This window comes from Neobacillus nitrireducens, assembly GCF_030915405.1.
Taxonomy (GTDB): Bacteria; Bacillota; Bacilli; order Bacillales; family Cytobacillaceae; genus Neobacillus.
Genome location: NZ_CP133262.1, coordinates 2,488,483 through 2,500,763 on the forward strand (window position 1 = coordinate 2,488,483; position 12,281 = coordinate 2,500,763).

The following is a 12,281-nucleotide window of genomic DNA, read 5'->3' on the forward strand; positions in this document are numbered from 1 at the left end:
GAGCTTATCTGTGAAACCTTATGAAATCGTTAATATGATCATTGATGAAGATGCCTATGACCAAGAAGAAGTAACAGCTGATTTTACCTACCAAAATCAAGATTATAGTATCACCTTTAAGAAAGAGGACCTCGAACTCGTTAATGCCTGGGTTTTTAAAAATGACACATCCCTGCCTGCAAATTTAGCTGAGAATATCATTGAACAAATCAGAGAAGATGTTAAAAATAGAATATAGTCGTAGCTTACAAACAGTTAAGGTCATCAGAAGTCTTCTGATGACCTTAACTGTTGTTTTATTTTGAAGGAATACGGAGTATCAGCGGGTTTCTTGGTTACTTTTTAATTGTGCAAATATCTTTTGATAGGCGGAAGCCTCTTTTACCAGCCCTTTAGATTGATACATTTTACTAATTTTCCGTACAGGTGATGGATTCTCTGGCTGCATTTCCATTTCCCAGAAGAAGCAATCGATGGCCTGGTCGAATTGCTTAAACTCTGCATAGTAATCGCCCAATTCCATCATCCGATCAGGATCATCTAATAATTTTACCATTTCCCTAATCTTTCTAATCACTTCTAAATTAGGGATTATTTTTGTAATCGGAAGAAGTTTTTCATAAACGGTTTTAAGGTCAAACTCTTTAAGGAGAATTTCAGCCAATTGAAACACCTTTTGTTCAAATTGCTTTGTTTTTTCTGAGTTTGGCAGATGCTGCAGCAATTTAATAAATTCGTCAAAATGATCCAGGACAAATTTCGGGTTGGAATGCTCCCATATTGTAAGGAGAATGGGATTATAGGAGGCTGGCAGGTCATCAATAAAATTCAATAAGCATAACGCCGCTTGCTCATATTTACCGGTTTGAAGCATTTTTTTGATCATCGATTTTGAATCAGGAAGGGCCTGAAATGGATTGATGTTGACCTTCCCTAGGATGAGCATCCATTCTTCCATCGTCACAAAACGTAAAGCAATACCAGTATATTTTTCAATAGAATTATTAGCCGTTTGAAGCTTATCTGAAGTTTCTAACCAAAGCAATAGCCCATCTACAGTGTCGTCTTTACTTAAGATTTCTTCTAAAACTATTCGTTCATTTGCTTTCGAGCGATTTTTGAAACAATGTAACTCCACAAAAAAGGGATCCTTTGCTTGGATTTCAGGTAAACTGGAGGAATGGTAAAAATGGTGGTATGAACTAAATTCTTGGGAGACCAAACGTTCTTGTGCTGATTTCCAGTCTGGTGCGAAAGCAGCTAACATTTGAAGGACCTGAAAGGATTTCATAAACTTTCCGTTTCGTCTAAAGTGGAAGAAAATCTTATCAATCGTCTTGATCAGTAGTTCTTTTTCAAAAAAAGAATCTAGTGTGGTGAGTATAAAGACCATTTCATAGGGTGAATAATGAAGTTCAAGATGAGAAAAAAGGTTACTTTTATTCGGAATTGTTACGTGTACGTGGGGGATTAAAGCACTTAAGATGGGATGCGTGGATTCAATTAGAATTCCTTCATGAATAGCTTTATGGATAAATGTCCCTTCTTCGACATGATCAAGTTTCCCGCCAAAAATGAGGGATTGTTTGTAGTAAATGAGATAATAGCTTTCGTGGTCTTCCGTTATGACCTCCATTACTTTACTACGTGAAAATACGGCTACCCTGATTACCTCACCTTTTAGCATATGTTTTTTATCTTTTATCGAAATTTTGGTTGGCATCATTTCTTTATTTTCCATTCACTTTTGCCCCCAATCATAATATAAGCATATTAAAACTATTTACTTCCTTGAATTCATTATACCATAAAATTCGCACCCTAATATGTACTGTAAAATGCATAGAAAAAGGCACCGCTTCATCTTGCGGTGCTAGTTGACATTGCTTCTGATTTACTGTTTTTTTACATAAGGATCGAATCCCCCCTACCCTATTTCAAATGAAGTACCATATGTTCATCATGATAAGAAACACCTTTCACCTTAAAGGCATTTTCCTCAAATCCATACACTTTAAAACCTAATTTTGTATAAAGATTTTTTGCCTTAACATTACTTGCCATCACTGATAAATTAATTTTTTCAATCTCCTCAATCGTTTTAGCTTTATTAATTGCCTCCAGCATCAAGGCTTTTCCTACGCCTAGTCCCTGTTTCTTAGGCGTGACATACATCGCAAAAATATTGGCACGATGCCGTACTTTCTCGGCACTTTCTTGCAGAAGGGTGACAACTCCGATTAATTCATCATGATCAAACGCACCAAACGTAAAGTTTCTCTCTGTGGTAAAATTTCGAGCAACCATTTCAATGGGATTTTCTCTTTTTATGGCATCCTGATAACTTGTTAAAAATGCCTCTGGATTCTGTTTAAGTGCTTCTAGTCTTAACTTCCAATAACGCTCTGCATCGGAAACTTCTAGTAATTTAATTTCCATCATAATCCCCTCCTCTTTCATTAATTCTACGATAGATGGAAGATTACCTACATAAGTTATTGCTTGAAATGAAATGATAAAAGCAAAAACAAAGAGGGTAATTACGTGAAAAAGGTCATGATTGGTTTTTATATAGCCTTACTTTTTTTCTCTGTAAGTGTACATCCACTCACTTCTATTCATACAGCCAATGCACAACATAAACCGATTCCCCCCTATGCCAAGTGGGGTACCTTAGCATTAAAGAAAACACATGAAAAATATCCACATGCTAAAATCATTGATTATCTCCATATTGGAAGAACGAGCGGGCCCCAAACCTCTACCGAAAAGTTCAAGCTTTGGTTAAAAGAAAACAATAAGGAATTCGGTGTTTTCATCAATATTGAATTTAACAATGAGACGGAAAAAGTCGTCAAGGTCACCTTTGAGGAGACAGCAAGGTAATTCACTATTCCAATTCATTTGGTCCAAATACACGACTTCGGATATTCGGGGTTTCCTTCAGCTCTACCCTTTTTGCTAACGTCGCTCTCATGCCCGGTGCAAGGAATTCACACTGGGAAAGCTCGTGTATTTCGTCAAAGTCCTGTGGCTTAGCATGAATTACTTGATTGCACTTTTGGATTGTCCACTGAGGAGATGGCCGGTCAACCAATGTAAAGGTCTGCCCTTCCTCAACAACCCCCTCTTGTAACACTCGAAAGTACCAGCCGGTCCTGCCGGTAGTTTGTAATAAAAGCGCCAAGTTTTTTACTTTAAAACGGCGTGCCGGTTTCCAGCATGGCTGCCTTGGCTGCGAAACTTGGATGACCGCGCCGCCGATCTGGAAGGTGTCACCAATAGAAATCGTATCCTCGGTAATGGGATCCATGACGAGATTTTCACCCATAGCGCCGGATGTGAGTTCAGTTATTCCTAGTTCCTTTTGCCAGTAGGAATAATTTTCAAATCCGTAGGCAAAAACAGCTTTTTCCGGTCCGCCATGATGTTCCAAATCCCATTGTCCATCACCTGCTAAACCCGTTTTTCCCATCCAAACAGAACCTTGTACCGGCTTTTTAAAAATAGCACTTGTCCATTCTCGCTCCATCGGAATTGTTGCCCCTTTATTACCAACCGTTTTCGGCAAACCTATAAAAACTTGCTTTAGAAAAATACTCATTATCATTTCCTCCTGAAAAAAATCCCAATATTTACATCATATGTTTTCATTCATGCATCAGCAATGTTGACTCTTCTTCATAATACCTATATTTAATAGATCTATATCAGACTATTTTTATTAAATTCGTTAAGAATAATTAATACACCTTCCCGGTCTGAGATGGGATATTAAAATAGCGCTTGCATTTTTTAAAATATATCCTATAATACTTGTATACAAGTATACTTGATTTACAAAGAGGTGAGTTTATGTCCGAATCAAGAGGATTTCTATTTCCTGCAAAAATGCTTTCAAAGGCTGGAGCGGGTGAGCGTATTGCATGCGAACTTAGAATGCGGATTATTTCAGGGGCAGTTGAAAGCGGTGCCATCTTATCTGAAAATAAATTAGCTGCCGATTTTGCTGTAAGCAGGTCACCGATTCGTGAAGCTTTAAAAGTACTAGCATCCGAAAAAATTATTCGATTAGAAAGAATGGGTGCAGTTGTCGTTGGTTTAACAGAAAAGGAAATACAAGAGCTATATGATGTTCGTCTGCTAATCGAAACGTTTGTGTTTGAACGCCTTGTAAGAATGGAAACAGATCAACTCTCAAGGGAACTTAGTAAAATACTAGAGATGATGAAAATTGCGATAAAATATCGTGATGCTGACGAATTTGCCCTTCAGGACGTTTTATTCCATGAAACGATTATCGGTTCCATTAATCATTCCTACATCCTGATAATTTGGGATAATATAAAGCCTGTTATGGAATGCTTAATCCTTTTATCGATGCGTATGCGCATAGAAGAAGAGTATGAGGACTTTACAAGGATTATTAAAAATCATGAAATTTATATTGAAGCGATAGAATCAAAAGATAGAGCCCTCATGATTGAATCTCTACATTTAAACTTTGATGATGTTCAAGTTCAAGAAAAAGTAGAAGACCTTTGGAGATCTCAACAAATCCTATCTAAAGGAGCAGTGGAATAAAATGACTAGCTACATGTTAGGTATAGACATCGGTACGACAAGCACCAAAGCAGTATTATTTACTGAAAAAGGTGAAGTTATCCAAACTGAGAATATTGATTACCCTCTTCACACACCGGATATGTCCACAGCGGAACAAAATCCAGAAGAGATTTTTCAAGCAGTATTGCAAGCGATTACGAATATCACAAAACATCATTCTGATAAAAAACCAGCTTTTATTTCATTTAGCAGTGCTATGCATAGTGTCATTGCCATGGATGTAAATGACCAGCCGCTGACACCTTGTATCACCTGGGCTGATAATCGCAGTGAAGCATGGGCACATAAAATAAAAGATGAGTTGAATGGCCATGAAGTTTATAAACGAACAGGCACACCCATTCACCCCATGTCACCATTAAGCAAAATTACCTGGATTGTGAATGACCGTCCTGAAGTCGCAGTTAAAACGAAAAAATATATCGGTATCAAAGAATATATCTTTAAAAAGTTCTTTGATCAATATGTTGTCGATCATTCACTCGCTTCATGTATGGGTATGATGAATCTCAAAACACTGGATTGGGATGAAGAAGCATTAAAAATAGCTGGTGTAACACCTGCTCAATTATCTGATCTAGTACCAACAACTAAGATATTTAGCAACTGTAATCCAAATTTAGCCAAACAGATTGGGATTGATCCACAAACCCCATTTGTCATTGGAGCAAGTGATGGAGTGCTTTCTAATCTAGGGGTTAATGCAATTAGTAAAGGTGAGATCGCTGTCACTATTGGCACAAGCGGTGCAATTCGAACTATTATTGACAAACCGCAGACAGACGAAAAAGGAAGAATCTTTTGCTATGCCTTAACGGAAAAGCATTGGGTCATTGGCGGACCGGTCAACAATGGCGGAATGGTCCTTCGTTGGATTCGTGATGAACTTGCATCATCTGAAGTGGAAACGGCGAAAAGACTTGGAATTGATCCTTACGATGTATTAACCAAGATTGCTAAACGTGTGAGACCTGGTGCAGACGGATTGTTATTCCATCCATATCTCGCAGGTGAACGCGCGCCATTATGGAATCCGGATGTCCGTGGCTCATTCTTTGGTTTAACGATGTCACATAAGAAAGAACATATGATTCGCGCAGCCTTAGAAGGAGTTATTTATAATTTATACACCGTATTTTTAGCGTTAACCGAATGCATGGATGGTCCTGTGACCCGCATTCAAGCAACCGGAGGCTTCGCAAGATCAGATGTTTGGCGGCAAATGATGTCCGATATCTTCGCATCTGAAGTAGTTGTTCCTGAAAGCTACGAAAGTTCATGCCTAGGCGCTTGTATTTTAGGTCTCTATTCATTAGGAAAAATCGATTCTTTTGAAATCGTTTCCGATATGATTGGCAGCACCTACAAACACACACCGAAAGAGGAAGCAACAAAAGAATACAGAAAATTATTGCCGATCTTTATTAGCTTATCGAGAGTATTAGAAGAAGATTATACAAGAATAGCCAATTATCAACGAGGCTTAATAAATAAAACTAGATAAACATTCGGAGGAAATAAAAATGCCATTAGTTATCGTCGCAATAGGAATTGTAGCTTTACTCATCTTAATCATGGGTTTTAAATTAAATACGTTTGTCTCACTCATCATTGTCTCATTCGGAGTTGCATTAGCACTTGGAATGAAACTAGATGATATTGTCACAACCATTGAAGCTGGATTAGGCGGAACACTTGGTCATTTAGCCTTAATCTTCGGATTAGGTGCGATGCTAGGTAAGTTAATCGCAGATTCCGGGGGCGCACAACGAATTGCCATGACCCTCGTCGACAAATTTGGCGAAAAGAATATTCAATGGGCTGTCGTTGTATCTTCGTTCATCATTGGTATTGCTTTATTCTTTGAAGTAGGACTAGTGTTATTGATTCCAATCGTATTTGCTATTTCAAAACAATTAAAAGTTTCTATTTTATATTTAGGTATTCCAATGGCTACCGCATTATCGGTAACACACGGTTTCTTACCACCACACCCGGGACCAACAGTTATCGCTGGTGAATATGGTGCCAATCTTGGTGAAGTACTACTTTATGGAATAATTATTTCGATTCCAACTGCCATTATCGCCGGTCCTGTTTTTACAAAGCTTGCAAAAAAATTAGTCCCTGCTTCATTCACTAAAACCGGTAGTATTGCCTCTCTCGGCGAACAAAAAACATTTAAACTAGAAGACACACCAGGTTTTGGTATCAGCGTATTTACAGCCATGCTTCCCGTTATTTTAATGTCAATTGCTACCATTATTACATTGCTTCAAAAAACAATGGGCTTTGAAGATAATTCCGTACTCGCTCTTATCCGTTTTATTGGCGGGGCCTCTACAGCGATGTTGATTTCTTTATTAGTCGCTATCTATACGATGGGCTTGGCAAGAAAAATTCCAATCAAAGAAGTAATGGATTCTTGTTCAACAGCAATTTTGCATATTGGTATGATGCTCTTAATCATTGGAGGCGGCGGTGCCTTCAAACAAGTATTAATTAATGGCGGTGTAGGTGACTACGTAGCCGAGTTATTCAAAGGAACTTCATTATCACCAATTATTCTGGCATGGTCCATTGCAGCCATTTTACGTATTGCCTTAGGATCTGCAACGGTTGCCGCGTTAACCACTGCCGGTTTAGTGATCCCAATGTTAGGCCAATCAGACGTGAACCTTGCCTTAGTCGTCCTTGCGACCGGAGCGGGTAGTTTAATTGCTTCCCATGTTAACGATGCCGGTTTCTGGATGTTTAAAGAGTATTTTGGTTTAAGCATGAAAGAAACATTCGCAACTTGGACATTACTTGAGACAATTATCTCCGTTTGTGGATTAGGATTTATTTTAATACTAAGTTTATTCGTTTAAGGTTAATAACCGGCAGTGGGAGATAGGATTTATCCTCCACAGTCGGCAGTTAGGTTAAGGCAGTATCCCCCTTCTTTTACTTAGAATCTATTAAGTATGAAAAGCGGTGGATTTACTGCCCTTTCATTTTTTTTAAAAGGAGAAGAAAGTTCAATGGACAATACAATTGGAGTTATTGGTTTAGGTGTAATGGGCAGCAACATTGCCTTAAATATGGCAAACAAAGGTGAAAAGGTAGCTGTCTATAATTACACGAGAGATTTAACAGATATACTTTTACAAAGAATTGAAAATCAATCGATTGACCCCTATTATGAAGTTCAAAGTTTTGTTCAATCCTTAGAAACCCCTAGAAAGATCTTCCTGATGGTGACAGCAGGCGCAGCGATTGATTCAGTGATTGGTTCATTAGTTCCCTTTCTTGAGCGGGGAGATATTATTATGGACGGCGGGAACTCCCATTACGAAGATACGGCCCGACGATATGATAATCTGAAGTCTAAAGGAATTGATTATTTAGGAATTGGTATTTCCGGTGGTGAAGTCGGCGCTTTACATGGTCCTTCGATCATGCCTGGAGGAGATAGAGAAGCTTATGATAAGGTAGCGCCGATTCTCACAAAAATAGCTGCCCAAGTGGATGAAACCCCTTGTTGTACGTATATTGGTCCAAAGGGAGCAGGACATTTTGTGAAAATGGTCCATAACGGGATTGAGTATGCCGATATGCAGTTGATTGCCGAAGCCTATACATTTTTAAGGGAAAGGTTACAGTTATCAGTTAGTGAAATTGCCGATATCTTTGAAACATGGAATCAGGGTGAGTTGAAAAGTTATTTAATTGAAATTACGGCGGATATTCTAAAGAAAAGGGATGAAAAGACAGGTTTGCCACTGATTGATGTAATCCTTGATAAAGCAGGGAATAAAGGGACGGGAAAATGGACAAGCATTCAAGCCATTGATAACGGTGTCCCTTTATCCATCATTACCGAGTCTGTGTTCGCTCGTTATGAATCCTCTTTAAAAGAGGAACGAGTTCTTGCTGAAGAAATATTAACAGGTCCAGTTGTTGATCAGCAGGTTTTAGATAAGGATCTGTGGATAGAGTACATTAGACAGGCATTGTATATGGGCAAAGTTTGCGCCTACGCTCAAGGCTTTTCACAATATAAATCGACTTCAGACCTCTATAACTGGAACTTGCCTTTAGAAGAAATTGCACTTATATTCCGCGGCGGCTGCATCATTCGTGCCGAGTTTTTAAACGTCATAAGTGAGGCCTATCAAACACAAGCAAATCTGAAGAATTTATTAATCGCTCCATTCTTTGCTAAAAAAATTAAAGACTATCAAATGGGACTGAGAAAAGTAATAGGCGAGGGAATAAACTCCGGGATTGCCTTTCCATGTTTAAGTACCTCCCTATCCTATTTCGACAGTTATCGGAAGGGGAATTCTAATGCCAGTCTCCTGCAAGCACAACGTGATTATTTCGGTGCTCATACGTATGAACGCAACGATATGGAAGGCATCTTTCACACAGACTGGAACTGAAGATTAAGGGTTCCATCTACTATTGTTTAAATAATAGAATAGGAAAGACGAGCTTGAAATCAAGCTCGTCTTTTAAGTGTGGTTTCCAATGGTGTCAGGCACCATTTGCTTTTAAATTGAGTAATCCTCGGGAATAAAAACCTTTAGTTGTTTAGGTTTTACAAACACTTCTTCGCCTGTTTTTAGTTTAAGGTTTCGATATTGTTCTTTGGTTAATTCTACTTCCAGATACTCGTTATTGTCTCTGCGAATCAGTTCGAGCTGTACGGCGGCTCCAACTAAATGAATATAGTTAATTTTTGCAGATACGGAATCTACGCTCCTTTTTCTTTCGATGTTTATATCATGCGGCCGAACGTAACCTACCGCCTCCTTATTATCTGCACCCAAGTATTCAGGAGCATCGACTACAAAATCACCCTGACGTAATTTCCCGCCATGAAGGCGCCCCTTAAACAAATTAACATTTCCTAAAAAGTGATAAACAAACGGACTATTTGGGTTTTCATAGACTTCCTCCGGGGTACCGATTTGCTCAATCTTTCCTTCATTCATCACAACCACTCGGTCGGCAACATCGAGCGCCTCCTCCTGGTCGTGTGTCACAAAAATACTTGTAATCTCATAATCATCATGGAGCTTTCTTAGCCATCGGCGAAGATCTTTCCGAACTTTGGCATCTAATGCACCAAACGGTTCATCTAACAAGAGAACCTTTGGCTCAACTGCTAGTGCTCTTGCTAATGCCACGCGCTGCCGCTGCCCCCCGGACAAATGGGATGGGTATCGATCAGCAAAGGACTCTAGTTTTACTAGATTCAGTAATTCCATGACCTTTTCTTTTATTTCATTTTTGGAAGGACGCGTTTTTCTTGGTCGGACTTTTAATCCATACGCTACATTTTCAAAAACAGTCATATGACGGAACAACGCATAATGCTGAAACACAAATCCTACTTTCCGTTCCTTTGTGCTGATATGTGTGATATCTTCTTTCCCAAACAGAATGGCTCCCTGATTAGCCTTTTCTAAGCCTGCGATGATTCTTAGCAGCGATGTTTTCCCGGAACCGGACGGACCAAGCAGCGCGATGAGCTCCCCTGTTTGAATTTCGAAATGAATATCATCAAGGGCCTGGAAGTTTCCAAATGATTTTGAGATATTTTGAATTTGAATGCTCATTTTAGTGTGCTCCTTCTTCAGGTTCAAATGACTTTTTGGCTTTCCATTCAATGATATTTTTAACAACCAAAGTGATGATAGCGAATAATGACATTAAGGAAGCAACCGCAAAGGCTGCGGAGAATTGATATTCATTGTATAAAATTTCAATATGGAGCGGCATTGTATTGGTCATACCCCGGATATGTCCCGACACAACCGAAACGGCTCCAAACTCCCCAATCGCTCGAGCACTACAGAGAATAATTCCATATAATAATCCCCATTTAATATTCGGCAAGGTCACCAAAAGGAAGGTCTTCCAACCGCTCGCCCCTAACGTCAAGGATGCTTCCTCATCAGCCGTCCCCTGGGTCTGCATTAACGGGATTAGTTCCCGGGCAACAAAGGGCAGCGTCACCAAAAGGGTCGCCAGTGCGATCCCGGGTACCGCGAAAATAATTTTTATATTCTGTTCGATTAACCATTCTCCAAATAATCCATGTGCACTAAATAATAGGACAAATACCAATCCCGCGATAACCGGCGAGATCGCAAACGGAAGATCAATAATCGTAATCAACAGACTTTTTCCTTTAAAATTGAACTTAGTAACGGCCCAGGCCGCAGCAATACCAAAAATGGCATTGAGTGGCACAGTGATTAGGGTAATGATTAAAGTTAGCTTGATTGCAGATAAAGCATCTGGATTGCTAATCGCTTCAAGAAAAACGGCGCTCCCCTTATCAAACGCTTTTATAAAAATAGCAGCCAAGGGTAGCACCAAAAACAAACCTAGAAATGCTAGAGCGAGTGTGATTAGTATCCAGCGCACGAGTCGCGGCTCAGAATTGCTGGCTGTCGTCTGAAGTGGTGGATTTGTAAATTGCAATGGAACATTTCCGGCCATAGGTACCTCCTCCTGAACCAAATAGTTGAACTTTATCTTTTCGATCTTTTCTAAAAAAATGTTGCTTGGGTTAATTCGCTCATTGGAGTGCGGAATTCGCTCATTGGAGCATGGGATTCGCTCATTGGAGCACGGGATTCGCTCATTGAACTCTATAATTCGCTCATTGGAGGGTTAAATCGACTAATATTTCAGGAACTTTCCAATTTGTTTGCGAACTGAACCAGTTTGTTTTGCGAAACTACTCGATTTGTTTGCGAAACGGCCTCTTAATCTACTAAAAACTAAATAAATTTCCGATTTGTCCACCATTGCAAGAGGTTAATAAAAAGCAGGATCGTGAAGGAAAAAATCAGCATGACTGCGGCAATGGCGGTCGCCCCCGCATAATCATATTGTTCTAACTTAGTCATGATTAACAGCGGGGTAATTTCCGTCTTCATCGGCATATTTCCGGCAATAAAGACCACCGACCCATATTCCCCAAGCGCACGAGCAAATGCAAGGGCGAAACCAGTAAGTGCAGCCGGTAATAATTCAGGAAAAATAACTCTTATAAATGTTTGTAAACGGTTCGCCCCCAAGCTAGCAGAAGCTTCTTCCATTTCTTTTTCCAAGCTTTGCAAAACGGGCTGCACGGTCCGGACTACAAAAGGCAGACCGATAAATGTTAAGGCTAGTGTAATCCCAAGCGGAGTAAACGCCACCTTAAAGCTTAAAAACTGCCCAATCCAGCCATTTTCCGTATACAAAGTGGTTAAAGCAATCCCGGCAATCGCTGTTGGTAAGGCAAACGGCAAATCCACCAACCCATCAATAATTCGTCTGCCGGGAAACGGATAACGTACCAGCACCCATGCAATGAGTACACCAAAAGTCACATTAATAGAGCCCGCTAAAAAGGCGGCACCAAAACTCAGTTTATAGGAGGCAACCACCCTTGGGTCAGAGATCGTCCCCCAGATTTTCGACCACTCAACAGTTACCGAATTAATAAAGATCATCGATAACGGAAGAATGACAAGGAGGCTTATATAAAACATCGTAAACCCTAGCGAAAGACCGAAGCCCGGCAGCACACTATTTCTTTTCATATTCAAACCTGCTAAACGAGCCATGAGGTTGACCCCTTCCGGATGAGATACATGGAGGGCATC

At 39.7% G+C, this 12,281-nt stretch carries 12 protein-coding genes; 6 read left to right on the forward strand and 6 right to left on the reverse strand.

All coding sequences use genetic code 11. The features are described 5' to 3' along the window. Window positions 1-10 precede the first annotated feature (10 nt). Entirely contained in the window at window positions 11-238 is a 228-nt protein-coding gene (locus tag RCG22_RS12020) for a hypothetical protein (protein ID WP_308106992.1), read from the forward strand. 81 nt (window positions 239-319) lie between these two features. On the opposite strand, the gene RCG22_RS12025 is transcribed toward RCG22_RS12020, so the two are convergent. Together RCG22_RS12025 and RCG22_RS12030 are read right to left on the reverse strand one after the other, a co-directional pair. Then, window positions 320-1,741: a tetratricopeptide repeat protein gene (locus tag RCG22_RS12025; RefSeq protein ID WP_308106993.1), complete on the reverse strand. Its 1,422-nt coding sequence runs from the start codon at window positions 1,739-1,741 to the stop codon at window positions 320-322. Between the two features lie 191 nt (window positions 1,742-1,932). Beyond that, window positions 1,933-2,442 (reverse strand): GNAT family N-acetyltransferase, encoded by a 510-nt coding sequence (locus tag RCG22_RS12030; protein WP_308106994.1) that lies wholly within the window; start codon window positions 2,440-2,442, stop codon window positions 1,933-1,935. A gap of 102 nt (window positions 2,443-2,544) precedes the next feature. Here RCG22_RS12030 and RCG22_RS12035 point away from each other — a divergent pair, with 102 nt between their 5' ends. Continuing rightward, the gene (locus tag RCG22_RS12035; protein WP_308106995.1) at window positions 2,545-2,886 is read left to right on the forward strand and encodes a DUF3889 domain-containing protein; all 342 of its coding nucleotides are present in this window, start codon (window positions 2,545-2,547) and stop codon (window positions 2,884-2,886) included. Between the two features lie 4 nt (window positions 2,887-2,890). Here RCG22_RS12035 and RCG22_RS12040 read toward each other — a convergent pair whose 3' ends face one another. After that, window positions 2,891-3,604 (reverse strand): MOSC domain-containing protein, encoded by a 714-nt coding sequence (locus RCG22_RS12040; protein WP_308106996.1) that lies wholly within the window; start codon window positions 3,602-3,604, stop codon window positions 2,891-2,893. Between the two features lie 251 nt (window positions 3,605-3,855). On the opposite strand from RCG22_RS12040, the gene RCG22_RS12045 reads away from it, so the two are divergent. The 4 genes from RCG22_RS12045 to gnd all read left to right on the forward strand — a co-directional run bounded on the left by RCG22_RS12045 (window position 3,856) and on the right by gnd (window position 9,053). Continuing rightward, window positions 3,856-4,584, forward strand: coding sequence for a GntR family transcriptional regulator (locus tag RCG22_RS12045; protein ID WP_308106997.1), 729 nt, complete (start codon window positions 3,856-3,858; stop codon window positions 4,582-4,584). Window position 4,585: 1 nt separating this feature from the next. Beyond that, entirely contained in the window at window positions 4,586-6,130 is a 1,545-nt protein-coding gene (gene gntK, locus RCG22_RS12050; protein WP_308106998.1) for a gluconokinase, read from the forward strand. Window positions 6,131-6,149: 19 nt separating this feature from the next. Continuing rightward, window positions 6,150-7,496, forward strand: a complete 1,347-nt coding sequence (locus tag RCG22_RS12055) for a GntP family permease (protein ID WP_308106999.1) — start codon at window positions 6,150-6,152, stop codon at window positions 7,494-7,496. 153 nt (window positions 7,497-7,649) lie between these two features. Further along, on the forward strand, window positions 7,650-9,053 hold the full coding sequence (gnd, locus tag RCG22_RS12060; protein ID WP_308107000.1) for a decarboxylating NADP(+)-dependent phosphogluconate dehydrogenase: 1,404 nt from the start codon (window positions 7,650-7,652) through the stop codon (window positions 9,051-9,053). Window positions 9,054-9,164: 111 nt separating this feature from the next. On the opposite strand, the gene RCG22_RS12065 is transcribed toward gnd, so the two are convergent. From RCG22_RS12065 to cysT, 3 genes are all read right to left on the reverse strand, one after another. After that, on the reverse strand, window positions 9,165-10,235 hold the full coding sequence (locus tag RCG22_RS12065; RefSeq protein ID WP_308107001.1) for a sulfate/molybdate ABC transporter ATP-binding protein: 1,071 nt from the start codon (window positions 10,233-10,235) through the stop codon (window positions 9,165-9,167). Window position 10,236: 1 nt separating this feature from the next. Further along, a complete protein-coding gene (gene cysW / locus RCG22_RS12070) occupies window positions 10,237-11,124 on the reverse strand; it encodes a sulfate ABC transporter permease subunit CysW (RefSeq protein ID WP_308107002.1) in 888 nt (295 codons plus the stop codon). A 284-nt stretch (window positions 11,125-11,408) separates the two neighbouring features. Then, window positions 11,409-12,242: a sulfate ABC transporter permease subunit CysT gene (gene cysT, locus RCG22_RS12075; protein WP_308107003.1), complete on the reverse strand. Its 834-nt coding sequence runs from the start codon at window positions 12,240-12,242 to the stop codon at window positions 11,409-11,411. Between the last annotated feature and the right edge of the window lie 39 nt (window positions 12,243-12,281).

Excerpts from the sequence above, each read along its gene's own strand:
- RCG22_RS12025 (WP_308106993.1), bottom strand. The coding sequence starts at position 1,741 with ATGGAAAATAAAGAAATGATGCCAACCAAAATTTCGATAAAAGATAAA.
- RCG22_RS12030 (WP_308106994.1), bottom strand. The coding sequence starts at position 2,442 with ATGATGGAAATTAAATTACTAGAAGTTTCCGATGCAGAGCGTTATTGG.
- RCG22_RS12040 (WP_308106996.1), bottom strand. The coding sequence starts at position 3,604 with ATGAGTATTTTTCTAAAGCAAGTTTTTATAGGTTTGCCGAAAACGGTT.
- RCG22_RS12045 (WP_308106997.1), top strand. The coding sequence starts at position 3,856 with ATGTCCGAATCAAGAGGATTTCTATTTCCTGCAAAAATGCTTTCAAAG.
- gntK (WP_308106998.1), top strand. The coding sequence starts at position 4,586 with ATGACTAGCTACATGTTAGGTATAGACATCGGTACGACAAGCACCAAA.
- RCG22_RS12055 (WP_308106999.1), top strand. The coding sequence starts at position 6,150 with ATGCCATTAGTTATCGTCGCAATAGGAATTGTAGCTTTACTCATCTTA.
- gnd (WP_308107000.1), top strand. The coding sequence starts at position 7,650 with ATGGACAATACAATTGGAGTTATTGGTTTAGGTGTAATGGGCAGCAAC.
- RCG22_RS12065 (WP_308107001.1), bottom strand. The coding sequence starts at position 10,235 with ATGAGCATTCAAATTCAAAATATCTCAAAATCATTTGGAAACTTCCAG.
- cysW (WP_308107002.1), bottom strand. The coding sequence starts at position 11,124 with ATGGCCGGAAATGTTCCATTGCAATTTACAAATCCACCACTTCAGACG.
- cysT (WP_308107003.1), bottom strand. The coding sequence starts at position 12,242 with ATGGCTCGTTTAGCAGGTTTGAATATGAAAAGAAATAGTGTGCTGCCG.